Here is a 24,651-nt window from a genome sequence, read left to right as displayed (position 1 = left end):
GGGCCACTGCCGAGCAGTGGCCCCGGCCCTTGTCGACCCCGCGTAACGGGATGGGGCGCAGGCGCGTCAGCGCGCCGAGCGCGGGTCCTCGTCGTCCCGTATGACCTCGCCCTGGATGACCTTGCCGTCGGGGTGGCGCATCCGGTCCTGGCCGGAGTCCGGCCCCGGCCCGAAGCCGCCGCCCATCGGCCCGGGCACATATCCGACCCGGCGGCTGAGCAGCGCCTCCACCCGGCCGCGCAGCAGCGCGCGCGTCGGCGGGAACAGACACACCAGCGCGGCCACATCCGAGATCAGGCCGGGAATCATCAGCAGCAGCCCGCCGAGCATCGTGAAGCTGCTGCCCGTCCCCGCCGCCGGGTCCTGTGGCGCGGCGCCCGGCTGCATGGACCGCGAGAGGTTCTGCCAGGCCCGGCGGCCGGCACGCTTGATCACGGCCGAGCCGACCACCACTCCGGCGAGCAACAGCAGAAATACCGTGAACCCGCCGGCGGCCTCCGCCACCACGGTCAGCAGCCAGATCTCCAGCACCAGCCAGGCCGCGATCCCCAGCGGCAGGAAGGTGCGGAGGCGGGAGCGCCTGGGGCGGGTCGGATCGGTCTGCTGCTGCGACGGGCCGGTCATCATGCTCCAAGTGTGCCCGGCCCGGCGACGAAGCCGGGCCCCGGGGGCCGAACCGATGCCGCGGCTACGAGGGGTCGCGCCCCAGCAGCTTGTTCGCCCGGGAGCTCACGCCCCAGGTGGCGACCCGCCAGAACGCCTCGGTGACGATGTCCCGGCTCATCTTGCTGTCGCCCCGCTCACGCTCGACGAACGTCACCGGGACCTCGATCACATGGAAGCCCGCCTTGACCGCGCGCCAGGCCATGTCGATCTGGAAGCAGTAGCCCTGGGAGGCGACCGCGTCCATGCCGAGACCCTCCAGGGTCTCCTTGCGGAAGGCGCGGAAGCCGGCCGTCACATCGCGGATCGGCACATCCAGCAGGATCCGGGAGTAGGTGCTGGCGCCGCGCGACAGGTACTCCCGCCGCTTGGGCCAGTTGACGATGCGGCCGCCGGGCACCCAGCGCGAGCCGATCACCAGATCGGCGCCCTTGAGCGCGGTCAGCAGCCGGGGCAGTTCCTCGGGCTGATGCGAGCCGTCGGCGTCCATCTCGACCAGTACGCCATAGCCGTGCTCGATGCCCCAGCGGAACCCGGCGAGGTAGGCGGCGCCCAGGCCCTCCTTGCCCTTGCGGTGCAGCACGCGCACGTGGTCGTCCTCGGCCGCGAGCTCGTCCGCGACCTTGCCGGTGCCGTCCGGGCTGTTGTCGTCGGCGACGAGCACATGCGCCTCGGGCACGGATTCCCGCACCCGGGCGACGATCGGCTTGATGTTCTCCGCCTCGTTGTAGGTCGGGATGATCACCAGAACCTTGCCGAGCGGACCGTACTTCCGCCGCCCGCCGTCCCCTTCGGGCACGGCGTCGCCTTTCTCGTCGCTCCCGCCGCGAGGCGAATCCGCGGCGTCCGAAGTCTGGCGCGGCTCGTCGGCCTCGCGTGCGTCGCTCACGGCACCATTTTGTTCGCTTCTCCGCCCGCGAGGCGAATCCGCGGCGTCCGAAGTCTGGCGCGGCTCGTCGGCCTCGCGTGCGTCGCTCACGGTCTTACTGCCCTTTCTCGTCCGTACGTCCCCGACGGCCAATCATGATCGCGGCCGCACAGGAGAGAACGCCCACCATAGCGAGCACCCACTCGGGGGTCGCACCGACGCGGTCGGCGACAGTCTTGCCATCGCGCAGCGGGACGCGCGCGGTGAGCACATCTTGCGTGAATTCTTTCGTCCGCTGCTCGATCGTGCCATCGGGCGCGACGACCGCGCTGATACCGCTGGTGGCCGCGGTGACCACCGTGCGGCCGTGCTCGATGGCCCGCAGCCGGCCCATGGCCAGCTGCTGTTCGGGCTGGCCGGTGCGGCCGTACGTGGCGTTGTTGGTCTGGACGACGATCATGCGGGCGCCCGCGTTGACCGTGTCCCGGACGATCCCGTCGTACGCGACCTCGAAGCAGATCACATCGCCGAGCCGGGCCGGGCCGACCTTCAGCACCCCGGTGTGGTCACCGGGGTAGAAGTCGCGCGGGACCCGCTTGAACCGGGTGATGACCTTGGAAAGCTGCTCGCGGAACGGGACGTACTCGCCGAAGGGCACCGGGTGCTGCTTGGTGTAGGAGGCACCGGGGCCGGTCTTGGGGTCCCAGACGATGCCCTGGTTCAGCACATAGCCCTGCTTGGTGGGGTGGTCGACCAGGGCACCGACGAGGACCGGCACATCGATCGCCTTCACGGCCTCGTCGATCCGCGCATACGCCTCCCGATACTGGAAGGGGTCGAGGTCGGAGGCGTTTTCCGGCCAAATCACCAGGTCGGGCTTTTTGATCCGGCCGGCCTTCACGTCCTTGGCCAGCTCGATCGTGGCGTTGACGTGGTTGTTGAGGATCTTCATGGGGCGGCCCAGGAAGTCCATACCGGGCTTCTGGACATTGCCCTGGACGATCGCGATGTCCACCGCGTCGTCGGCGGCCGTGGGGATCGGCACGGCGAGCCCGGCCACGGTCACGGCCGCGGCCACGGCGACCGATCCGCCGGCCGCCAGCGCGGCGCGCGGCCGCGGGATGCCGCCGCTGCCACCGCGCATTCCGTACAGGGCCAGGGCCGCGGCGGCCAGCAGCGTGCCCGTCAGGGCGACGGCAAAGCTGACCAGCGGCGCGCCGCCGAGCGCGGCGAGCGGCGTAAAGGGCGACCCGGTGTTGGCGAAGGCCAGCCGGCCCCAGGTGAAGCCGCCGAACGGCACCCGGCCGCGGGCCCACTCCTCGGCGATCCACAGGCAGGCCGCCCACAGGGGCCGCAGCCAGGCCACCGGAAGCCGGGAGGTCAGGGCGAGGGCCGCGCCCAGCGGGAGGAAGTAGAGCGCCTGGAGGAGCGCGAGGCCCACCGTGGCGTCCCAGCCGACGACGTGCAGCCACTTCAGCAGGACTATGAAGAACGGCACCGCCATCGCGAAGCCGGTCCAGGCGCCCTGCCGGGCCGTACGACCGTGGGTGAGCAGGCTCAGGGCCGCCACGGAGACCAGGGACAGCGGCCACAGCCCGTACGGCGGGAAGGCGAGGCCCAGCGCGAGACCGAATACGGCCGCGATGGCGCTGCGGCGCGCCTCGCGGCGGGCGAGCCGGGCCAGCCGGCGCATCCGGCCGGGGCGGGCCTCGGCCGGGGCCGCGGCGTCGCGCGCCGAAGCCTCGGCGACGCGCGCCGGAGCCTCGGCGTCAGCCGTGGCAGGCGCGGCGGCGGGCTCCGGCTGCTGCTCCCCCGGTCGGTCTTCGGCCGCGCCCCGGGGGCCGGCCTCGGCGTTGGTTTCGGTACCCGATTGCACGTGCTGCCTTCCTGCAAGTCGTGCTGTGGTGAGGTGACCGTATAACGCGGGGCTCGAATATGTGTCCCGAGGTGCGGAACGCTCAGGCGGACAGGCTGGTTCCCAGGCTGTCACGAGGGCGCCATGAGAGCGACATGACGGCGATATGAACGCGCCACGAGGGCGTCGTGAGTGCGCTGTGAGCACACCATGGGCGCGGAATCGGGGCCCGGCGCCCTTCGGGCCGGCCTGGGACCCGCTGGCTGCGGATCGACCGAGAGCCGTTGTCTACTGAGCGTCCGGGCCCCTCCCGGGTCGCACCTGCCGACCCGGCGATCCCTCCCTCGCCCCCGTGCGCTGGACCTGGCTCCCAGCGGTGGCGCACCGGTCGGCGCGCCACCCCATGGCCCAGCGGCGTTCGACGACTGCGTGGAGATTCCCCGGTCGGACGTCCTGTGGTGGACTCGGCCGAACCTACCGGCCGCCGACCGCACCCTGTCAACACCGGCACGACCTGCGCTGTTTCCCCAAATGAGCAGGTCAGTACGGACTGTGTTCAGCTACCGCGACAAGCCGGGGGAGCATCGTTCGGCGGTACGACACGGCCGTGCGTCACTCGTCCGGCCGGAGGTGGACGGTCCGCCCGCCGACCACCGTGCGCACGCAGACCGGGAGTTGGCCGCCGGGTGTGAGGTCGGGCAGTCCCGGGGTCCCCGAGCGCGGATCGGTGGACCAGTCGGCGACCCGCGTGTCGGGCACTTGTACGACGAGCTCACCGGTGCGCCAGACCGCGTAGTCGGCGGGCGCGCCGGGCACCAGGACGCCCGCGTCGTCACGCCCGATCGCCCGCCAGCCGCCGCGGGTGTGCGCGGTGAAGGCGGCGCGGGCGGAGACGCGGTGCTCGGGGGTGCGGTGGAAGGCCGCGGCGCGGACGGTGCCCCAGGGGTCGAGCGGGGTGACCGGGCTGTCGGAGCCGAGCGCCAGGGGCACGCCGGCGCGCAGCAGCGCGGCGAAGGGGTTGAGGGTACGGGCTCGCTCCGGGCCGAGCCGCTGTGCGTACATGCCCGTCTCGCCGCCCCAGACGGCGTCGAAGGCGGGCTGGACGGAGGCGGTGAGGCCGAGTTCGGCGAAGGCCGCGATGGCCTCGGGGGTGAGCATTTCGGCGTGCTCGACGCGGTGGCGGGCGGCGCGGACGCGGGCGAGGCCGACCTTGTCGGCGGCCGCCCGTACGCCCTCCACCACGGTGGTCACGGCGGCGTCGCCAATGGCATGGAAGCCGGCCTGCAGCCCGGCCTCGGTGCAGGCGATGACATGGGCGGCGACGGCGGCCGCGTCCAGGTGGGCGGTGCCGGTGTGCGGGGCATCGGCGTACGGCTCGTGCAGATGCGCGGTGTGCGAGCCGAGCGAGCCGTCGACGAAGAGGTCGCCCGCCGCGCCGAGGGCGCCGAGGTCGCGCACCTTGTCCAGGTCGGCGGCGCTCGCCGCGGCCTCGGCCCAGTAGCCGAAGACGCGCGGGCCCGGCTCCTCGGCGGCCAGCCGCAGCAGCCCGGTGAGGTCGTCCTCGGCGGAGATGTCGGGGCCCGCGCACTCGTGGACCGAGCCGATGCCGAGCGAGGCGGCGCGGGCGAGGGCGGCGCGCTGGGCGTCGGCGCGCTGCCGGGCGGTCACGGCGGCGCGGGCCGCGGCGCGTACGGCGTGGTGGGCGGCGCCGGTCAGCGGCGCGGCAGCGTCGTCGACGGCGTGGAATCCGGGCAGCTCGGCGACGCCGGGGACCAGGTCGAGCAGGGCGGTGGTGACGACGGCGGAGTGCACATCGATACGGGTGAGATAGAGCGGGCGGCCGCCGGCGGCCTCGTCGAGCTCGGCGCGGGTGGGGGGCCGCCCCTCGGGCCAGCCGCTGGCGTCCCAGCCGTGGCCGAGCAGGATCCGGTCGTCGGGGTGGGCCCCGGCGTACGCGCGCACGCGGCCGAGCGCGTCCGCGAGCGTACGGGCGCCCGCGAGGTCGAGGCCGGTGAGGGCGAGTCCGGTGGCGGTGGTGTGCACATGCGCGTCGGTGAACGCGGGGGTGACCAGCGCCCCGTCGAGGTGGACCACCTCGTCCACACCATCGGCGAAGCTGTCCGCGGCCCCCTCCGAGCCGACCCAGGCGACGGTGCCCCGCTCGACCACCATGGCGGTCGCGAACGGGTCGGCGGGGCTGTGCACCTCGCCGCCGCGCAGCAGAACGGTGCGGCCTTCGGCCTGGTCGGATGTGGGGTCGTTCACGGCGGGCTGCCTCGCGGGGTCGGATCGGGCGTGCATGCGGTACGCGTGTGTGCGGTACGCCCCTCAGTCTCGCCCCTCGGCGGAGATAGCGCCCGCACCGGGGAGAGAACAGGTCGCGGAGCCGGGCCGCACCAGGGTGGGCGTTGGCGGGGCGGGATTCACACCCGGGGCGGGCGTGCCTCGTAGGGCGTGGACAGCACGACGGTGGTCCGGGTGGACACCCCGGCCAGCGAGCGGATCCGGCTGAGCAGGTTCTCCAGCTCCAGCGGCGCGGCGACGCGCACCTTGAGGATGTAGTTCTCGTCGCCCGCCACGCTGTGGCACGCCTCGATCTCGGGCACGTCGGCCAGCCGTTCGGCGATGTCGTCGGGCGCGCTGGGGTCGAAGGGTTTGACGGAGATGAACGCGGTCAGTGGCAGGCCGACGGCCTCCGGGTCCACCACGGCCGCGTAGCCGCGGATGACCCCCCGCTGTTCGAGCCGGCGCACGCGCTGGTGCACCGCCGACGTGGACAGGCCGGTGGCCTTGCCCAGGTCGGTGTAGCTCATCCGCCCGTCCTTGACGAGCAGTTCCACGATCTGTCTGTCCAACTCCTCCACAGCCGGTCACCCTATGCGGTCGGAGGCTGTCCGGCCCAGTCGGTGTTCCCCCTGTGGACACTCGTGGGACATACGCCCATGTTCGCAGCATCTGCAGCAGGCATGTGACGAACGCCACATACATTCGCCCCAGTCCCCGGGGGTGCCGCGATTACCCGCGTAGTGCGGCGGGAAATGCTTGCTGTGGTCGAGGCCGACGCGCCTGACCAGGCCGAGGCCGACGAGCCCGGCCCGCCCACCCGAGGGGGAAACTCATGCCCTATTTGGAGCGCCTCGAAGAAGGCGACAACGATACGGACGAGACCTACGAGATCTTCCGGGTCGTCTGCCCGGACTGCGCTCGTCCGATCGCCCTGCTCGCGGACGAGGACGTGCTGCCCGAGCACGCGCTGTGCCCGTCCCCGTGGAACCCGTTCGGACTCACGGTGTGCCCCGGCACGGGGCGGGGGGTGAAGGACACCTCCGCCGCAGACGCGTCGCTGGACGCGTCGGAGCAGGACGCGGCGATGCTGCTGACGCTGCCGGAGACGCTGGACTGGCGGATGCAGCCGTTCTCGCACATCGGCGGCCCCGGATCGCAGCCGATCCGGATGCCGGGTCTGCGCCGCCGCCCGCGGACGTCCCGCGTCTGACCAGCCGCTCAGCGAGGGGGCCCGGCGCGCCGCGCCCCCATCAGCGTGAGCCTCAGTACGTCACTTCCGCCGTCACCGGCGGCACCTCCTCAGCGACTCTCCGGACCCGCGAGATGGCGGGCGATCACGACCCGCTGGATCTGGTTGGTGCCCTCCACGATCTGCAGCACCTTGGCCTCCCGCATATAGCGCTCGACGGGGAAGTCCGCGGTGTAGCCGTAGCCACCCAGCAGCTGGACGGCGTCCGTGGTGACCTTCATGGCGGTGTCGGTGCAGAACAGCTTGGCCATCGCCGCCTGCTTGGAGAACGGCCTGCCCGCGTCGCGCAGCCGAGCGGCCGCGAGGTAGAGGGCGCGGCCGGCCTCGATCTGGGTGGCCATGTCGGCGAACATGAAGCGCAGCCCCTGGAAGTCGGCCACGGGGTGGCCGAACTGCCGCCGCTCCGCGGTGTAGGCCAGCGCCTCGCCCAGCGCCGCCTGGGCGAGACCGATCGAGCACGCGGCGATGCCGAGGCGGCCCGCGTCGAGTGCCGAGAGGGCTATGGCGAAGCCCTGGCCCTCCTCGCCGATGCGGCGGGCGTCGGGCACATGGACGTCTTCGAGGTGGATCTGTGCGGTGGGCGAGCCCTTCATGCCCATCTTGCGCTCGGGCGCGGCGGCGGAGAGCCCGGGGGCGTCGCCGGGGACCAGGAACGCGGTGATGCCCCGGGTGCGGTCGGGCCCGGTGCGCGTCATGACGGTGTAGAAGTCGGCGATGCCGCCGTGGGTGATCCACGCCTTGGAGCCGGTCAGGGTCCAGCCGTCGCCCTCGCGGGCGGCGCGGGTGGTGAGTCCGGCCGCGTCGGAGCCGGAGGAGGGCTCGGACAGGCAGTACGCGCCCAGCAGCCCGCCGCCCAGCATCGCGGGCAGATGCTCGGCGATCTGCTCCTTGCTGCCGTAGTGGGCGAGCGCGTGGCAGGCGAGGGTGTGCACGCTGACGCCGAGGCCGACGGTGAGCCGGGCCGCGGCCAGCTCCTCCAGGACCTGGAGATACACCTCGTACGGCTGGTCGCCGCCGCCGAACTCCTCGGGGTACACAAGCCCCAGCAGCCCGGACCGCGACAACAGGGCGAACAGCTCGCGCGGGAAGCGCCCGGCGGCCTCCCCTTCGGCTGCGTTCGGCCTGATCTCCCGCTCGATCAACTCGCGGACGAGTGAGATCAGGTCGTGGGCCTCCTCGGTGGGCAGCTCACGCTCCACCGGCTGCGGTCGGTGGTCGGTCATGGCGGCGCTCTCCTCTCCCTCTTCGTCCTTGGTTCCCTCTTCCCCTGTCGGGGAGGGGTGCGGCGGCGGCGCGACGCCGGGGGTGCGGGCGGCGGGCCGTCGGGGGTGCTGCCGGGCGGTCGGAGACGCTTCCCTCGGGTTGCGAAGGGGGCGTGACCTGCGCCGTGGCGGTTGGAGTATGCCCGATCCGAGGCCCCGCGTCACCGGTCGGTGGATCTTCAACCAAGTTCTGCGAACGGCGAGCACATTGGTCCAAACCATTGACCTCACTGGTCTAGTCCTTCTACGGTGCTCCCACCGTGCCCTACGCGTTCATGTCAAGTCATGGGCAGGTCATCAGTGAGTACCACTTCCCCTCACCCCCACGGAGGAGAATCCATGCGCAGACCTCGCGGACTTCGCGGACTGCTCGCCGCCCTCGCGGCGCTGTGTACGGCGGTCCTGGCCGCCACGACGCTCGCCGGCCCGGCTGCCGCCGGTGAAGCACCCCACACAAAGGCCGCGCAGGCCGCCAAGGCCACCGCGGGCGGCAAGAAGGCCGCCGCGGGCAGCAAGGTGGTCGGCTACTTCACCGAATGGGGCATCTACCAGCGCAACTACCACGTCAAGAACATCGAGACCTCCGGGTCGGCCGCCAAGCTCACCCACATCAACTACGCCTTCGGCAATGTCACCGGCGGCAAGTGCGCCATCGGCGACGCGTACGCCGACTACGACAAGGCGTACGACGCGGCGAGCAGCGTCGACGGCGTCGCCGACACCTGGGACAACGGCGCGCTGCGCGGCAACTTCAACCAGCTGCGCAAGCTCAAGAAGCTGCACCCGAACCTGAAGGTGATCTGGTCCTTCGGCGGCTGGACCTGGTCCTCCGGGTTCGGCGAGGCCGCAAAGAACCCCGCCGCGTTCGCCCAGTCCTGTTACGACCTGGTCAAGGACTCGCGCTGGGCCGATGTCTTCGACGGGATCGACATCGACTGGGAGTATCCCAACGCCTGCGGCAACACCTGTGACACCAGCGGCAAGGACGCCTTCAAGAACGTGATGGCCGCCCTGCGCGCCAAGTTCGGCAGCTCCAACCTGGTGACGGCCGCGATCACCGCGGACGCCTCCTCCGGCGGCAAGATAGACGCCGCCGACTATGCCGGCGCCGCGCAGTACGTGGACTGGTACAACCCCATGACCTACGACTTCTTCGGGGCCTGGGCGGCCCAGGGCCCGACCGCCCCGCACTCCCCCCTCAACTCCTACAACGGCATCCCGCAGCAGGGCTTCAACACCGACGCCACCATCACCAAGCTCAAGAGCCTCGGCATCCCGGCCTCGAAGCTGCTGCTGGGCATCGGCTTCTACGGGCGCGGCTGGACCGGCGTCAGCCAGGACGCCCCCGGCGGGACGGCCAGCGGCGCGGCCCCCGGCACGTACGAGGCGGGTATCGAGGACTACAAGGTGCTCAAGAACTCCTGCCCGGCGACCGGCACGGTCGCGGGGACGGCGTACGCGCACTGCGGCAGCCAGTGGTGGAGCTACGACACGCCCTCCACGATCGCCGGGAAGATGAGCTACAAGCAGCAGCAGGGCCTCGGCGGCACCTTCTTCTGGGAGCTCAGCGGCGACACGTCGAACGGCGAGCTGATCAAGTCCATCAGCTGACCCCCATCAGCTGACCGCTCCCGATCGGGGGCGGGGCGCCGGAACATACCGGCGCCCCGCCCTCGTTTTTTCGGTCCCTGTCCCGCTGGCTGGGGCGCGGGGCAGCGTGCGAGTCTTGAGACCGTCCCGATCTGGAGGCGGAGGTTCCGGTGCCCCGGAGGGAGCGCATCCGCGCATACGCCAATCGCGTCTTCGCCGTGCTCCTCGTCTATCTGGCGCTGATCGTCCTCGTCGACTCCATTACCCCCCGCTCGTTCCGCCTGGACGTCTTCGCCGCGCTGGCCCCGCTTCTCGCCGCCGCCTTCTGCACCTACCGCCAGACGCTGGTGCTCGGCCTGCTCGACCTCGCCGTCATGGCCATCACCCACGGCGTGATCCCCGACAGCCTGGTCCCCCTCAACCGCGTCGCCTCGGTCCTCGGCAACACCCTCATGGTCGGTGCCAGCATCGCCGTCGCGCGGCTGCTGCGGGACCGCGAAGAGCTGCTGACCCAGGTCCGCGCCACCGGCGAGGCGGCACAGCGCGCCCTGCTGCGCGAGCTCCCGCTGCGCGGCAGCGACGTGGTCGTGGACGGCTTCTATGTCTCCTCACAGCAGGGCGCGCTGGTGGGCGGCGACATCTACGAGGTCGTCGACACCCCGTACGGGGCCCGGGTGCTGATCGGCGACGTGCAGGGCAAGGGGCTGCGCGCCCTGGGGGCGGGGGCGGCGGTGCTGACCGCGTTCCGGGAGGCCGCCTACCACCTGCGGAGCCTGAGCGACGGGGTGGACGCCATGGAGGTGGGGCTGCGCCGCTACAACTCCTCGCATGCGCGGGAGCGGAACGGAAGCGAGGAGGAGCGGTTCGTGACGGCCCTGGTGTTCGGGGTGGAGCGGGACGATGATCCCGCCCCCGCCCCCGTGCCCGGATCCCCGGCGGACACCCAGCCCGACGCCGATTCCGATGGATCGGATCCCGGGGACACCGCGCTCATGGTGTTGATCGACTGCGGGCACGTCCAGCCGTATCTGCTCCACGCCGACGGCACGGTCAACGAGCTGGACTCGGCAGAGCCCGGTCTGCCGCTCGGCCTCGGCGATCTGACGGGCGCCCCGCGCCCCGTCCAGCGGATCCCGATCGAGCCGGACACCCGGGTGCTCGCCTGTACGGACGGGGTGACCGAGGCGCGCTGCCCCACCGGGAAGTTCTACCCCCTGGCCGACCGCCTGAGCGGCTGGGCCTCGCTGCCGACCCCCGAGCTGCTGGGACGACTGAGGAAGGACCTGGACGCCCATACGAAGGGAAGGCTCCAGGACGATGCGGCGGTGCTCGTCCTGGAGCACGTCCCTGGCCGGCCCGGCTAGCGCGAGCCCACCGGCTCGGGCGCGCCGAGGCGGGCGGGCCTGCCGGACCGGCCGGCCCGGGCCTCGCGGGTCTCCCGGGCCTCGCGGGTCTCCCGGGCCTCGCGGGCCGAGCAGGCCAACCGGGCCGGCTCGGCCACACCACGAGGCCCAGCCACACCACCCGGCAGCTCAGCCGCGCCGGAGGCGACCCGCTCCGCCGTCGCCAGCTGCTCGATCAGCGCCTCCCGCGCACGGGCGACCCGGGAGCGGACCGTGCCCACCGGACAGCCGACGACGAGCGCGGCCTCGGCGTACGGCAGCCCGAGCAGCTGGGTGAGGACGAATACCTCGCGCCGGTCGTACGGCAGCAACGCGAGCAGCTGGGTCAGGGCCACCCCCTCGTCGAAGCCGGTGTCCGGCGCCGCCCGGCGCTGGGCCCGCTCGGCCGCCGCCTGCCAGTCGTCGGTGTCGGCGGCGCGCGGCCTGGCCGCGTTGCGACGCAGCCGGTCCACGACCGCCCGGCGGGCGATCGACAGCAGCCAGGTGCGCGCCGAGGATCTGCCCTCGAAGCGGGGCAGTCCGCGCAGCGCGCGCAGATAGGTCTCCTGGACGAGGTCGTCGGCCGCGTGCGGGTCGTCGCTGAGCCGGTGGACGTACCGCCACACATCGCGCCGGGTGGCACGTACGAAGCGGTCCACGGCCTCGGGGTCGCCGCCGCGCGCGGCGAGCGCCCAGGAGGTCAGAGTCTCGTCGTCGCGGTCAGTGCGGTCAGGCATCGCGGCCCTCCGCGGCATCGGGGACCATGTGGGGGTGTGCTGTGCTCAGTTCCGGGTCGCCGTGTCGGCCCGTGTCGACGGCGAGGCGCCGCCGCCGGAGGTCCCGGACGCGGTGCTCGACGCCCATCTGCTGGAGTGCCCGGAGTGCCGCCGCTGGGGCGAGCGGGCGCGGCGGCTGCGGGAGCTCGCGGCCGGTCTCGACGGGCCGTGACCGTGCGAGCGGGGGTACCGGCCAGGGGGCCGGGATACGGGCAGAGGTCATCGCCTGCGGTCCTTCCTGGAGTCCGGACGGCCCTGCGGGCGGTCCGGTGATGTGGTGGGCCTGGTCGGCCGCCGTCCGTCACAGGACGGCGGCCCCAGGCGGTGGACCACGGGTGGCGATGACATGGGCGAGCAGCAGCCGTCGCAGCCGCTGAGGGCCGCCGTGCCGCACGGGGCGTACGCGGGGCCGCGCGGGCACGCGCGGGGCGCCGTACAGCAGGGTCAGCAGGGGTACGAAGAGGCCGACGGCCAGGGTCCGCATCAGCCGGAACGCGGCCTGTTCGCCGCCGGAGAGCCACATTCCGCACAGCAGGGCGGCCAGCAGGTGCGCGGACCACATGCCGAGCGCGCCGTACCCCTGGCCCCCGGGCAGCGGCGCCGAGGCCATGGCGTCATGGGCGTGGGCCATGTGGTGGGCATGCCCGGACGGCATGGACACCGACATGGACGGCATGGGCATGCGCATTGGCGTCGCACCGGCACCCGCACCGGCACCGGCACCGGCACCGGCCATGGCGCCCTGCGCGAGCATGAACGCGACGTGGAGCGCGGTCTGCGCGCCCACGGTCGCGGCGACGACCGTCAGCGGCCCGCGCTCGCGCCCCGTCAGGCACCAGGCCGCGCCGCTGGTGACCGGCAAGGCGGCGCCGATCACCCACCACGGGACGGCGGCCCCCGACATCAGAGCGTGGCCGAGCGCCGCGAGCAGCACGCAGACCGCTGCGAACACCGCGGTTCGCAGCGCCCGCAGTACGAGGCCCGCTTCCATGACGTCCACATCGTCGCACCCGGCCCGCCCCGGACACCGCCAGGGGCGCGGAAGTTGAGCATGTTCGGCGCGGACCACCACCGTCCGGGCTCTTGCGAGCGGGCCCGCGCGCGGGAGAGTGTGAGGAATCGGGGCGTCCGGTGCGGCTCGGCCCGCCCGCGCCGCCCGTCGCCGACCTGACCGACCGTGACCTCGAGTGAGGACCTGTGGGCAATCCCTGGCTCGCGATGGCGTCGGGCGCGGATCCGGCGGAGCGCGTCCGCGCGGTGCGCCGCGCCCATGAGGCGTTTGTGACCGAGGGGGCGGTCTCCTCGGCCGTCCGCCCGGTGGTGGCGGACTCCTGGCGGCGTTCGGCCAGAGCGCGGGTGGGCCAGGAGGGGCTGGCGCCGATCGACCTGGCGGACGCCGAGTTGGAGGCGTACCGCGCGGACCATCCGCTGGCCCGGGTGATGCCGCTGTTCCGCGAGCTGCTGGGCACCATCGCCCACGACGGCGCGCATCTGCTCGCGGTCTGTGACGAGCAGGGCCGCATGCTGTGGGTGGAGGGGCACACCGGCGTACGGCACGAGGCCGAGCGGATGAACTTCGTGGCGGGGGCGCGCTGGGACGAGCGGCACGCGGGCACCAACGCGCCGGGCACGGCGCTCACCGTGGACCACGCGGTGCAGATCTTCGCCGCCGAGCACTACCACCACGCGGTGCAGCCCTGGACCTGCGCCGCCGCCCCGGTGCACGATCCGCACACCGGGCGGCTGTTGGGCGCCGTCGACATCACCGGCGGCGACCATCTGGCGGCCCCGCACAGCCTGGCCCTGGTCCAGGCGACCGCGCGGGCCGCCGAGGCGCAGCTGGCGGCCGAGGCGCCGCGCGCGGCGGGCCCGCGGGTGCTGCTCACGGCGCTGGGGCGGGATGAGGCGCTGCTGCTGACCGAGGGTCGGCGGCTGCGGCTCGGGCCGCGGCACAGCGAGATCATGGTGCTGCTGGCCGCCCATCCGGAGGGCCTGAGCGGCGACCGGCTGGCCCTGGAGCTGTACGGGGAGCGGGCGGACCGGCTCTCCCCGGTCACCCTGCGCGCGGAGCTGTCGCGGCTGCGCCGCCTGGTGGGGCCGCTGCTGGGCTCGCGCCCCTACCGGCTGTGCGCGCCGGTGCGGGCCGATGTGGCGGCCGTGACGGAGGAGCTGGCGGCGGGGAACGCGCATGCGGCGGTGCGCGCGTACACGGGGCCGCTGCTGCCGCTGTCGGAGGCACCGGGGGTGTGCCGGATGCGCCGGATCCTGGAGGAGGACATCCGCCGCACCGTGTTGGCCTGCGGCGATCTGGAGTTGCTGCGGTGGTGGGCCCGTACGCCGTGGGGCGAGGAGGACCTGGAGGCCGGTGAGGCCCTGCTGGCGGCCCTTCCGGCGCACGCCCGGGGCCGGGCGTCGCTGCTGCCCCGGGTGCGGCGGCTGCGCGCGGCGTACGGGCTGACGGCCGACGGCGGCCCGTACCCCGCCGAGGGACTGGCGAGACGCGCAACGTCCGTGCAACGTACCGGCCTCTAACCTCGCCGCCGACGTACCACCGACCAACACGGTCGGCTACGACGAACACTGGGAGGGCCGCCCATGCCTCGTTACGCAAGCCCGGGATCCGAGGGCTCGGTCGTCAGCTACCAGCCGCGCTACGACCACTGGATCGGCGGCGAGTACGTGCCGCCCAAGCAGGGCGGGTACTTCGAGAACCCGACCCCGGTCAACGGGCAGCCGTTCACCGAGATCGCCCGGGGCACCGCCGAGGACGTCGAGCGGGCCCTGGACGCCGCGCACGCGGCGGCCCCCGCCTGGGGCCGCACCTCGCCCGCCGAGCGCGCCTCGGCGCTGCTGAAGATCGCGGACCGGATGGAGGAGAATCTCGAGGCGCTCGCGGTCGCCGAGAGCTGGGAGAACGGCAAGCCGGTGCGCGAGACGCTGGCCGCCGACATCCCGCTGGCCATCGACCACTTCCGCTACTTCGCGGGGGCGATCCGGGCGCAGGAGGGCAGCCTCTCCGAGCTCGACGACGACACGGTCGCCTACCACTTCCATGAGCCGCTGGGTGTGGTGGCCCAGATCATCCCGTGGAACTTCCCGATCCTGATGGCCACGTGGAAGCTCGCCCCGGCGCTGGCCGCGGGCAACGCGGTGGTCCTGAAGCCCGCCGAGCAGACCCCGGCCTCCATCCACCTGTGGCTGAGTCTGGTCGCCGATCTGCTGCCGCCCGGCGTGCTCAACATCGTCAACGGCTTCGGCGTGGAGGCCGGAAAGCCGCTGGCCTCCAGCGCACGCGTGGCCAAGGTCGCCTTCACCGGTGAGACCACCACCGGGCGGCTGATCATGCAGTACGCGAGCGAGCATCTGAAGCCGGTGACGCTGGAGCTCGGCGGCAAGAGCCCGAACATCTTCTTCGACGACGTCTCGGCCGAGAACGACGACTTCCTGGACAAGGCCCTGGAGGGGTTCACCATGTTCGCCCTCAACCAGGGCGAGGTGTGCACCTGTCCCTCGCGCGCCCTGGTGCAGCAGGGCCACTACCGGGACTTCATGGCCGCGGCCGTGGCCCGTACGGAGAAGATCACCCAGGGCCATCCGCTGGACACCGACACCATGCTGGGCGCCCAGGCCTCCAACGACCAGCTGGAGAAGATCCTTTCCTACCTGGACATCGGCCGTCAGGAGGGCGCCCGGGTGCTGACCGGGGGCGCCCGCGCGGACCTGGGTGGCGAGCTGGCGGGCGGCTACTACGTGGAGCCCACGGTCTTCGAGGGCGCCAACCATATGCGGGTCTTCCAGGAGGAGATCTTCGGTCCGGTGGTGGCCGTGGCTCCGTTCGCCGACTTCGACGACGCGATCAAGATCGCCAATGACACGCTGTACGGGCTGGGCGCGGGCGTATGGACCCGTAACGGCACGACCGCGTACCGCGCCGGGCGCGCCATCCAGGCGGGCCGGGTGTGGACCAACTGCTACCACGCCTACCCGGCGCATGCTGCGTTCGGCGGCTACAAGCAGTCCGGCATCGGCCGCGAGACCCACAAGATGATGCTGGACCACTATCAGCAGACGAAGAACCTGCTGGTCAGCTACTCCCCCAAGAAGCTCGGCTTCTTCTGATGGCCGACTCTGAGTGTGTCGCGGATTCCGGGGTCGCGAGGGTCGCGCTGACCCCTGCCGCGGCGGAGCTGATCCGGCGGCTGACCGAGGCGCACGGTCCGCTGATGTTCCATCAGTCGGGCGGCTGCTGCGACGGCAGCGCGCCGATGTGCTATCCGCTGGGCGAGTTCCGTACCGGGGCGGCGGATGTGCTGCTCGGATCGCTGACGGTGGAGGGCGTCGCCGAGCCGGTCGGGTTCTGGATGTCGGCCGACCAGTTCGAGCGGTGGCGGCATACGCATCTGACGGTGGATGTGGTGCCGGGCCGGGGCAGCGGCTTCTCCCTGGAGGCCCCGGAGGGCGTCCGGTTCCTGATCCGCTCCCGGCTGCTCGACCCGCCGGGCTGACGGGGCCGCCGCGGGCGGCGGGGGGGTTGTTCCATCCCCCCCGCCGCGGGCGCGTCCCCGCGTCAGCTCGCGTCGGCCAGGGCGAGGGTGTGCAGGCGCTCGGGCGGGCCCGGGCGGGCGTAGTACCAGCCCTGGGCGGTGTCGCAGCCCAGGCCCCGTAGACACTCGGCCTGAACCGCGGTCTCCACGCCCTCCACCGTCACCGCCAGATCGAGGGTGTGGGCGAGCGAGACGATGCCCTCCACGATCTTGACGTCGACCGGGTCGATCGGGGCCCGCTGCATGCCCCGGGTGAAGGAGCGGTCGAGTTTGAGCGTCGAGACCGGCAGCCGGCGCAGATACGAGAGGTTGGAGTAGCCGGTGCCGAAGTCGTCCAGGGCGATGTCCACGCCCAGGTCGGCGAGTTGGCGCAGCGGGCGCAGCGCGTCCTCGTCCACGTCGATCAGGTCGTTCTCCGTCACCTCCAGGCACAGCGCGCTCGGGCAAAGACCCGCGTCCTCCAGGACGGCCACGGTGTCGGAGACCAGGCTGGGGTGGCTCAGCTGGCAGGGCGAGAGGTTGACGTTGACCCGCAGCTGATCGCCGACACCGGCGCCGACATCGGCGTCCCGCCAGTCGCGGGCCTGCCGGGCGGCCTGCTCCAGCACCCAGCGGCCGAGCGGCACGATCAGCCCGGTGTCCTCGGCCAGCGGGATGAACTGGTCGGGGCCGAGGACGCCGTGCTTGGGGTGGAGCCAGCGGACAAGCGCCTCGGCGCCGCGTACGGTGCCGTCGGCCAGCCGCACCAGGGGCTGGTACTCGATGAAGAACTCGCCCCGCTCCAGGGCGGCGGGCAGCCCGTTGGTCAGGCTGTGGCGCGCGATGACCTGGGCGTTGGAGTCGGCGTCGGCGAGTTCGAAGCGGTTGCCGCCGGCCGCCTTGGCCCGGTACATCGTGATGTCCGCGCTGCGCAGCACCTCGGCCCGGCTGAGCTCGCCGGCCAGCCCGTCCACGACGCCGATGCTGGCGCGTACCAGCAGCTCACGGCCGTCGACGCGGACCGGCTCCGCCAGGGCGTCGAGCATCCGGCGGGCGAGCGCGGTGGAGTCCTGCTGGGCCGTGGGGCCGGTGACCAGGGCCAGGAACTCGTCGCCGCCCACGCGTGCCAGCAGCTCGCCGGGGGCGGCCGCGCAGTCCCGCAGCCGCTCGGCGACGGCCTTGAGCAGCCGGTCGCCCGCGATGTGCCCGAGGCTGTCGTTGACCGATTTGAAGCCGTCCAGGTCCAGGTAGCAGACGCCGAAGCGCTCGGCGTCGGCCTCGCCGGCCAGCACCTTGTCCAGGCGCTCCACGAACAGGGTGCGGTTGGGCAGCCCGGTCAGCTCGTCGTGGGTGGCCTCGTAGCGCAGCCGCTCGCGCAGCAGCCGGTGCTCGGTGATGTCCTCGGCGAGGGTGAGCTGGTACTGCGGGGCGCCGGTCGAGTCGCGGAGCAGGGTGACGGTGAGATTGGTCCACAGCACGCTGCCGTCGTCGCGGTAGTGGGGCTTCTCGATGCGGAAGTGCTCGCGCCGGCCGGTCACCAACTCGCGGTAGATCTCGTGGACTCCGGGCGCGTCGTCGGGGTGGACGAACTCGTTGACGTTGCGGCCGGGGCGGAAGAAGTCCATACCGCCGAACATCCGGGCCATGGCGTCGTTGACGACCAGGATCTCGCCGTCGAGGCCGCAGATCCCGACGCCGATGACCGCGCCTTCGAACACCGCCTGGAACTTGGCCTCGCTGGCGTACAGCGCCTTCTCGGCCTCGGTGCGGGCGACCTCGGCGGCGCGTGAGATGGCCTCGTGCTGATCGCGTTCGCGCTTTCTCAGCTCGCGGACGAAACCGGCGGCGAGGGCGTGCTGCAGCCGGGTGCAGCGGGCTCGCGCCTCGTCCTCCGCCATGGGCTCGGCCATGGGTCCGACCATCGGCCCGGCCACCCGGTCGCCGGGCGGGCAGTGCGACACCAGATGGCCGTCGATCGCGCCCAGGATCGCCGGCAGCGCCTCGGGTTCGGTGCACTGCGCGCCCACCAGCGCGGCCCCGACCTCGTACGCCGGGGCGGTGTCGAAGGGCTGGGAGCCGAGGGCGTCGCTCAGCCGCCGGGCCAACGGCACCAGGCGCGCCTCGAATTCGGCACGGGTCAGCGTCGTCGCCGCCACCGGGTGGACGGCGCGGCTCCAGACCTCGGCGAACCGCCTGATCCGGGCGTCATCCGCCGCCGTGCTCTCCCCCGTGTCTCTCGGTCTCCGCCCGCCGCCCGGCCCGGAAGTCATATCGCGGGCCCCGCCGCGGTGCGGCCGCCATGAGCCGCCGCGTCCTCGCCTGCTCCGTCGTCTCCGTCGTCGCCCTTTGGCCGCCAGTACACGTCCTGCACTTCCTCGCCCTCTTCCGGCTTCCGGGGCCGCCCTCAGGGTCGTCCGCGTCCTCGGGGAAGTGGAGCATGACGAATAGCGGCAGGGCAACCCGCTGCTGAGCCGAGATTACTGATCAACCGTCCGTTGTGGAGCGTGAAGTGGAAATCGCTAGTCCGCTTCTTGGTCATTTTCGGCGTCAGGAACGGAAAAGCCGGGAGGAGCCGGGCAATTACCCGGCGGCGCTAAGGTATGACGGAGGCCAGCGACGACGGCAACCGCGCCTTCAGATCATTCCACTCGCCTTCGCTGACATGGTGCTCGAGGGCTTGCAGAACGGTGCGCACCAATTGCTCGGTGTCACCTTCGATCGCGTACGGGAAGTCCGCGCGGACCCGTCTGAAGAATTCTTCACTGTTCATCTTCACCGGTGTGTGCGCGGGCCGCCACCCGTCGTAGTAGACCCCCCGCAACAAGGTCGGGAGCTGCGCGCCGAACTGCACGGCCTCGTCGACCGGGAGCCGGTCCCGCAGATGGTGCAGCACCGCGCGCAGGGCCGCGTACGACTGCTTGCGGCGCTCCTTGGGCCAGCCGTACGCCTCTTCGATCTCTTTCAGAAGCCGGTTGGCCTTGTCGACCATGGTGTCGAACGAGGAAAAGCCTGTCGCAACCATCTCGTTGTCCTTCTGCCGTCCTTACTGACGTCCTGCCGCGTTCGTCCGCGGCGTTCCGCGTTCGTCCGCCGGCCGCGGCGGAACACGCCCGAAGGGGCGGGCCCCACCGCGGGACGAAGCCTCCTTCGGCGGGCTCAGCGGCCCCCGCTCTCGCCGGCCTCGGTGATTTCGATGTGGCGGAGCTTGGTGGTCTCCGCCTTGGGGATGTCGATCGACAACACCCCCTCGGACATGCTCGCCTTGACGCGTTCGGTGTTCACTTCGCTCGGCAGCCGCATCCGGTACTCGAAGCGGCCGGTACGGCGCGTGGTGCGGCGCAGGACGCCCTTGCTCTCCCGTTCCTTGATCTCCCCCGAAACGGCCAGTTCCGGCCCGCTCACCTCGACATCGACGTCCTGCCGGCTGACGCCTGGGAGCTCGATCTGCACGTGGTAGGACTCGTCGGTCTCGGACACGTCGGCGGACGGCGTCCAGGCCGCCAGGGCGGCGCCCGGCATCGTGCCGCCGACCGTGGATTCGAGCAGACCGCCCATCTGGTTGAGCAGATCGTCGAATTCGGCCAGCGGGCTGCGGGCCCAGCCGCGCTGACGCTCCAGCGCGCCCTCGTTTCGCGTACGTCGGACGGGCATGCTCATCGCCCATCACCTCCGTCCTCTCGGTGATCCGCGGATGTGTTGTGTCCACCGTCCGGCTCGAGGGGCGGGCCGGGCGGAGCATAGGTGGCGAGGTGGCTGAGGTGTTCATGGGCGTGGTGGATCGCCATCGCCCCTTCGCCGACGGCGGAGGCCACCCGTTTGACCGAGCCGCTGCGTACGTCGCCCGCCGCGAACACCCCCGGCAAGCTGGTCTCCAGGGGCATGGAGCCGCGGTCATGGCCCTCCCAGACCGCGGGTCCCGCCCGGGCGCGCGCCGGGGCGCCGGTGACCACGAAGCCGCGGTCGTCCAGGGCGAGCGAGCCGGCCAGCCAGGCGGTGCGGGGCACCGCCCCGATGAAGCAGAACAGCGCGCGGACGTCGAGCTTGCGCCGCTCGCCGGAGAGGTTGTTCTCCACCACGACGCCCCGCAGCGCGTCCTCGCCGATCACCTCGCGCGCCTCGGTGTTGCACAGCACCTTCACCCGGGGGTGGCGCTCGATCCGGTCGATGAGGTAGCGGGACATCTTGGCCGTGAGGTCGGCGCCCCGGACCAGCAGATACGCGCGCGGCACATGGTCCGCGAGGAAGAGCGCCGCCTGGCCCGAGGAGTTGCCGCCGCCGACCACCGCGACCGGGTCGGCGCGGCACTGCTGGGCCTCGTACACCGTGGCCGCGTAGTGCACGCCGGTGGACTCCAGGCGCTCGATCCCCGGCACGTCCAGGCGGTGGTACCGGGCGCCCGTGGCCAGCACGACGCTGCGGCTGATCACCTCGCCGCCGTCGGCCAGGGCGACGCGGTACCGGCCGTCGTCCGGCGCGAGCGCGGTCGCCTCGGCCGGGACACGGACCGCAGCCCCGAACTTATGCGCCTGGAAGACGCCCAGCTCGGCGAGTTCGGCGCCCGAGATCCCGGCCGGGAAGCCGAAGTAGTTCTCGATCCGGGACGAGGTGCCGGCCTGGCCGCCGGTGGCGATCGCGTCCATCACGACGGTGGACAGCCCCTCGGAGGCCCCGTAGACGGCCGCCGCGAGCCCGGCCGGGCCGGAGCCGATGACGAGCACATCGCAGCGGCCCTCCTCGGCGGCCGGCGGGGCGGTCAGCCCGATGAGCCGGGCCAGCTCGGCGTTGCTGGGGTTGCGCAGCACCTCCCGCGCCCGCCAGATGACGATCGGCGTCTCCTCGGGCCGGACGGAGAACCGCCGCAGCGCCGCCTCGGCCTCCTGGTCCGCCTCCAGGTCGGTCCAGCGGTGCGGCAGCCGGTTGCGGGCCGCGAACTCGCGGAGCCTACCGGTGTCCGGCGAGTAGCGGGAGCCGATGACGCGGAAGCCCGCGCCCGCGCCGACCAGCAGGGCGCGGCGGCCCAGATGGGCGCGCAGGACGAGATCGCCGAGGCCGGGGTCGCGGGCGACCAGCACGCGCATCCGGTCGACCGGCACGGACAGGATCTCCCCGGCCTCGCCTGCCCGGGTGGTGGTGAAGGCGACCTGGCCGCTGAGCAGCCCCACCTCGCCGAGGAAGCGCCCTTGGCCGTGCACGCGCAGGACCCGCTCACCGGGGCCGCCGAAGTCCTCGACAACGGCCACCGAGCCGCTGAGTACCACCAAGAACTCGGCAGCCCGTTCGCCCTCGCGGATCAGCACCTCTCCGGGCTCGACGGGGAAGCGGCGCCCGTGCTCGGCCAGGGACCCGATCTGCTCCTCGGTCAGCCGCGGGAACGCGCCGTACAGGTCCGGCGTTTCGAACGGGATCGCCTCGCCGGTCATCAGGCGGGCGGCTCGGGCTGGGTGGCCATGGACATTCACCCTTCCTCGCGCTGCGGGCGACGACCTCCCCCTGTCCAGGATGGGCAGCCGGAGGGCCGCCCGCACCTCGGATCATGGCCGAGGTGCGGTCGTAGAAGGGTGCAGGGCGGAGGGCGGCGCCCGGGGCCGCGGGCCCGGGGCCGGGCGCCGCCGGTGGGCTCAGCGGATGCCCAGTTCCTGCAGCGCCCGGCGCTGGCTCGCGGTCGGCTTGGCCGGGAAGTACAGGTAGCACACGCCCCCGGTGCCGGAGGCCACCTTGCCCTGGGCGTTGTAGCGCTTGGTGCGCAGCCAGATCGTCTCGAACTCGCGCCGCTTGTAGACATGGCGGACCGCCGCGTTGTCGGCGGACGCCGGGTCGTTGGCGATGACGTCGCCGTCGGCGGTGAAGCCGATCACGGTCATCAGATGGCCCGCGGTGCCGTAACCGGCCCCGGTCAGCTCCTCCTTGAGGAAGGACTGGGAGGTGATCACCGGAATGCCGGCGGCGATCAGCTTCTCGACGTCGTTCAGCGAGCCGAGCCGGGTGACCACGCCCTGCAGATCGCGGTACGTGGCGGCGTACGCGGCGTTGAACGGCCAGTTGCCGCAGCCCTCGTACTGGTAGTCGAAGGTGTACCGGGCGGCGTGGCAGACCTGCGGATCGGCGTAGTCGGGGTTGACCCAGGCCAGGTCCTCGGCGGTGGGCTTACGGCCCCAGTACTCGACGATCATCTGGGACGAGGTGGGGCTGCACCACGCCTCGCCGCCGTTGTCGTACTCCGGGTACTGGCCCTTGTGGATCTCCTGCGAGTAGCGCGGCACGGGCAGCTCCCGGCCGCCGGCCAGACCCGGGGTGGAGGCGGGCACCTCGAAGCGGTCGGGGACGTCCGAGCCCATCGCGCCCACGCGCCAGACCTTGGGCGTCAGGCCACTGCCGGGCTTGCGGTAGAGGGTGAGCCGCAGCTGGTACGAGGCGAGCCGCAGCCCGCTCGCCGGGTCGTCGACGGAGAAGGTGTCGGTCCACACCGCGCTCTTGCCGTCGCTCTGGTCGTCGACCGAGGTCCGCCGGATGGAGTCGATCCCGTCACCGGACGTCCAGCGGCCCATCACATACCAGGGGGTGTCGGTGCCGTCGGAGTAGGTGCCCTTCAGCTCGGCCTGGATCCAGGTGGAGGCCGGGGTGCGGGCGTTCCAGGAGACGATCACCTCGGTGGCCGGATGGGCCAGGGTGTGGATCGGGGAGGTCCAGGTCGCGTACTCCCAGGCAGCGGTGGTGCCGGTGTGCGGATCGGTGTAGTCGGCGGTGCCCGCGGGGCGGGAGATGACCACGCCGGGGCGGGCTCCGGCCTCGGCGCGGATGCCGTCGCCCGCTCCGGCCCGCCAGTCGGCGAGGCTGGTCCAGCCGTGGTAGCCGATGGCGGGGGCGGCGGCTCTCCGGGCGGGCCGGGCCCCCGGGCGCACCGCCTCGGCGGCCGCGGCGCCCGTGGCGGACAGCGCGGTCGCCGAGGTGACGGCGATGGCGGCGGCGAGCACGGTGCGGCGAGGTGTGAATCCGTCTCCGGATCTGGTCATACGGGGTTCCCCCAGTCGTCGTCCGGGTGGGCCGCGGGTGCGCGACAGTCGCACAACTATGGCCGCTGCGAATGGTGTCAGGCCAGTGATTCCCGGTGCGGCACCTCATCAATATTGGTGTGGACCATTGGAGTGAGGCGGAGGGAACGACGGGGTGCGCACGGAGCCGGAAAACGGCGGCGCGACCGGGCCGGGGAGGGGCCGTAAGGTGGTCGGCGATGGACCTCTCCGACATAGCCACCGCCCCGCCCGGTCCCCTCGCCGCCCCGGACACGCCCGACACGCCAGGCGAGCCCGATGCGCTCGACGCGCTGGCCGGGCGGCTGCGCGCGCTGCCGCCCTCGTGCGGACCGGTCCGGCTGGTCGCGGTGGACGGGCACGCGGGATCCGGTAAGACCACGTTCGCCGGGCGGCTGGCGGCGGCGCTCGGCGGCGCCCCCGTGCTGCACACCGACGACCTCGCCACCCATGAGGAGCTGTTCGCCTGGACCGGGCGGCTGCGCGAGCAGGTCCTCGTCCCGTTCGCCCGCGGCGCCGCCGCCCGGTACGCCGCGTACGACTGGGTGGAGCGCCGCTTCGCGGCCGACCGGCGGCGGCTCGCCCCCGCTCCCGTGGTGCTGATCGAGGGCGTGGGCACCGGCCGCCGCTCCCTGCGCGCCCATCTCGCGCGGCTGCTGTGGATGGAGGTGCCTGACGCGGAGTCCTGGCGGCGGGGACAGCTGCGGGACGGACCGGAGCTGTCCACATTCTGGGACGGCTGGCTTCCCGCCGAGCGCGCACATTTCGCCGTGGACCCTTCGCGCCCGTATGCCGAAACTCTGGTAGTGCAGCGAAAAGAGGGGTACGAGTTGCTGGCGGGGCCTGCCGTGGCGGCCCGAACCTCCCCTCGACCTCACACTGCGTAACCGCGAGCGTCCGGGCCGCACCCGGTCGGCGCTCCAGACCCGCGACGCGCGCCCCAACTCGGCTTGACCCGGGGCCCATACAGGTCTTACGTTCTCAATGTGCGACTCGTACGAGTCGCCCCACAACGCGAAGCCCCCGGTTGTTCCCCCGTGATCGGGGGCTTCGTCCTGTCCGGGGACCCCTCCGGGGGTTCGCCGGAAGTCCCTTTCCGCCGCTTTTGCTCCACGCCCCCCTCACCCTCGGTGACCAGCGTCTTCCGGCCTTTCGCGCCCCATGTGCGC

20 protein-coding genes and 1 pseudogene are annotated in these 24,651 nt (G+C 72.6%); 8 read left to right on the top strand and 13 right to left on the bottom strand.

The genetic code is table 11. The features are described 5' to 3' along the window. Positions 1-66 precede the first annotated feature (66 nt). The 5 genes from fxsA to ACFV2X_RS30350 all read right to left on the bottom strand — a co-directional run bounded on the left by fxsA (position 67) and on the right by ACFV2X_RS30350 (position 6,250). On the bottom strand, positions 67-624 hold the full coding sequence (gene fxsA / locus ACFV2X_RS30370; RefSeq protein ID WP_385622450.1) for an FxsA family membrane protein: 558 nt from the start codon (positions 622-624) through the stop codon (positions 67-69). Positions 625-688: 64 nt separating this feature from the next. Next, positions 689-1,462, bottom strand: coding sequence for a polyprenol monophosphomannose synthase (locus ACFV2X_RS30365; RefSeq protein WP_385622448.1), 774 nt, complete (start codon positions 1,460-1,462; stop codon positions 689-691). 184 nt (positions 1,463-1,646) lie between these two features. After that, positions 1,647-3,407, bottom strand: coding sequence for an apolipoprotein N-acyltransferase (gene lnt, locus ACFV2X_RS30360; protein WP_385622427.1), 1,761 nt, complete (start codon positions 3,405-3,407; stop codon positions 1,647-1,649). Positions 3,408-3,998: 591 nt separating this feature from the next. Then, positions 3,999-5,687: an amidohydrolase gene (locus tag ACFV2X_RS30355; protein ID WP_385622424.1), complete on the bottom strand. Its 1,689-nt coding sequence runs from the start codon at positions 5,685-5,687 to the stop codon at positions 3,999-4,001. A 122-nt stretch (positions 5,688-5,809) separates the two neighbouring features. Then, complete coding sequence (locus ACFV2X_RS30350; protein ID WP_089510296.1) at positions 5,810-6,250, bottom strand: Lrp/AsnC family transcriptional regulator; 441 nt, start codon at positions 6,248-6,250, stop codon at positions 5,810-5,812. A gap of 254 nt (positions 6,251-6,504) precedes the next feature. On the opposite strand from ACFV2X_RS30350, the gene ACFV2X_RS30345 reads away from it, so the two are divergent. Next, a complete protein-coding gene (locus tag ACFV2X_RS30345) occupies positions 6,505-6,882 on the top strand; it encodes a hypothetical protein (RefSeq protein WP_385622422.1) in 378 nt (125 codons plus the stop codon). An 89-nt stretch (positions 6,883-6,971) separates the two neighbouring features. Here the strand turns inward: ACFV2X_RS30345 and ACFV2X_RS30340 are convergent, their stop codons facing one another. After that, complete coding sequence (locus tag ACFV2X_RS30340; protein WP_385622420.1) at positions 6,972-8,144, bottom strand: acyl-CoA dehydrogenase family protein; 1,173 nt, start codon at positions 8,142-8,144, stop codon at positions 6,972-6,974. Between the two features lie 378 nt (positions 8,145-8,522). Here ACFV2X_RS30340 and ACFV2X_RS30335 point away from each other — a divergent pair, with 378 nt between their 5' ends. After that, positions 8,523-9,794: a glycoside hydrolase family 18 protein gene (locus ACFV2X_RS30335; RefSeq protein WP_385622417.1), complete on the top strand. Its 1,272-nt coding sequence runs from the start codon at positions 8,523-8,525 to the stop codon at positions 9,792-9,794. Positions 9,795-9,943: 149 nt separating this feature from the next. After that, positions 9,944-11,137 (top strand): PP2C family protein-serine/threonine phosphatase, encoded by a 1,194-nt coding sequence (locus ACFV2X_RS30330; protein ID WP_385622414.1) that lies wholly within the window; start codon positions 9,944-9,946, stop codon positions 11,135-11,137. Positions 11,138-11,307: 170 nt separating this feature from the next. Here the strand turns inward: ACFV2X_RS30330 and ACFV2X_RS30325 are convergent. Next, positions 11,308-11,910: pseudogene (locus ACFV2X_RS30325) on the bottom strand (sigma-70 family RNA polymerase sigma factor); the annotation flags it as partial. Positions 11,911-11,926: 16 nt separating this feature from the next. Between ACFV2X_RS30325 and ACFV2X_RS30320 the strand changes: the two are divergent. Further along, positions 11,927-12,103: a zf-HC2 domain-containing protein gene (locus ACFV2X_RS30320; RefSeq protein WP_078610878.1), complete on the top strand. Its 177-nt coding sequence runs from the start codon at positions 11,927-11,929 to the stop codon at positions 12,101-12,103. Between the two features lie 129 nt (positions 12,104-12,232). Here ACFV2X_RS30320 and ACFV2X_RS30315 read toward each other — a convergent pair whose 3' ends face one another. Next, positions 12,233-12,922 carry a hypothetical protein gene (locus ACFV2X_RS30315; protein WP_385622445.1) on the bottom strand — a complete coding sequence of 230 codons (690 nt, stop codon included), beginning with the start codon at positions 12,920-12,922 and terminating at the stop codon, positions 12,233-12,235. 206 nt (positions 12,923-13,128) lie between these two features. Here ACFV2X_RS30315 and ACFV2X_RS30310 point away from each other — a divergent pair, with 206 nt between their 5' ends. The 3 genes from ACFV2X_RS30310 to ACFV2X_RS30300 all read left to right on the top strand — a co-directional run bounded on the left by ACFV2X_RS30310 (position 13,129) and on the right by ACFV2X_RS30300 (position 16,436). Beyond that, the gene (locus ACFV2X_RS30310) at positions 13,129-14,463 is read left to right on the top strand and encodes a GAF domain-containing protein (RefSeq protein WP_385622411.1); all 1,335 of its coding nucleotides are present in this window, start codon (positions 13,129-13,131) and stop codon (positions 14,461-14,463) included. A gap of 63 nt (positions 14,464-14,526) precedes the next feature. Beyond that, positions 14,527-16,050: an aldehyde dehydrogenase gene (gene adh / locus ACFV2X_RS30305; RefSeq protein WP_385622409.1), complete on the top strand. Its 1,524-nt coding sequence runs from the start codon at positions 14,527-14,529 to the stop codon at positions 16,048-16,050. Beyond that, positions 16,050-16,436 (top strand): DUF779 domain-containing protein, encoded by a 387-nt coding sequence (locus tag ACFV2X_RS30300; protein ID WP_385622406.1) that lies wholly within the window; start codon positions 16,050-16,052, stop codon positions 16,434-16,436. Before adh ends, ACFV2X_RS30300 begins: the two co-directional genes overlap by 1 nt. Before the next feature lie 62 nt (positions 16,437-16,498). Here the strand turns inward: ACFV2X_RS30300 and ACFV2X_RS30295 are convergent, their stop codons facing one another. The 5 genes from ACFV2X_RS30295 to ACFV2X_RS30275 all read right to left on the bottom strand — a co-directional run bounded on the left by ACFV2X_RS30295 (position 16,499) and on the right by ACFV2X_RS30275 (position 23,464). Next, on the bottom strand, positions 16,499-18,724 hold the full coding sequence (locus ACFV2X_RS30295) for a putative bifunctional diguanylate cyclase/phosphodiesterase (protein WP_385622404.1): 2,226 nt from the start codon (positions 18,722-18,724) through the stop codon (positions 16,499-16,501). Positions 18,725-19,047: 323 nt separating this feature from the next. Continuing rightward, complete coding sequence (locus tag ACFV2X_RS30290) at positions 19,048-19,476, bottom strand: DUF2267 domain-containing protein (RefSeq protein WP_089510307.1); 429 nt, start codon at positions 19,474-19,476, stop codon at positions 19,048-19,050. A 134-nt stretch (positions 19,477-19,610) separates the two neighbouring features. After that, entirely contained in the window at positions 19,611-20,111 is a 501-nt protein-coding gene (locus tag ACFV2X_RS30285) for an Hsp20/alpha crystallin family protein (RefSeq protein WP_385622401.1), read from the bottom strand. After that, positions 20,108-21,874 carry an FAD-dependent oxidoreductase gene (locus ACFV2X_RS30280; RefSeq protein WP_385622398.1) on the bottom strand — a complete coding sequence of 589 codons (1,767 nt, stop codon included), beginning with the start codon at positions 21,872-21,874 and terminating at the stop codon, positions 20,108-20,110. Before ACFV2X_RS30280 ends, ACFV2X_RS30285 begins: the two co-directional genes overlap by 4 nt. Before the next feature lie 198 nt (positions 21,875-22,072). Then, on the bottom strand, positions 22,073-23,464 hold the full coding sequence (locus ACFV2X_RS30275) for a peptidase C39 family protein (protein ID WP_385622395.1): 1,392 nt from the start codon (positions 23,462-23,464) through the stop codon (positions 22,073-22,075). Between the two features lie 218 nt (positions 23,465-23,682). Between ACFV2X_RS30275 and ACFV2X_RS30270 the strand changes: the two genes are divergently transcribed. Beyond that, positions 23,683-24,369: a uridine kinase gene (locus ACFV2X_RS30270; protein ID WP_385622393.1), complete on the top strand. Its 687-nt coding sequence runs from the start codon at positions 23,683-23,685 to the stop codon at positions 24,367-24,369. Positions 24,370-24,651: the final 282 nt, after the last annotated feature.

The organism is Streptomyces sp. NPDC059679, from assembly GCF_042734105.1.
Lineage (GTDB): Bacteria > Actinomycetota > Actinomycetes > Streptomycetales > Streptomycetaceae > Streptomyces.
The sequence above is the reverse complement of the archived record's forward strand: the minus strand, read 5'-3'. Positions and strand labels throughout refer to the sequence as shown.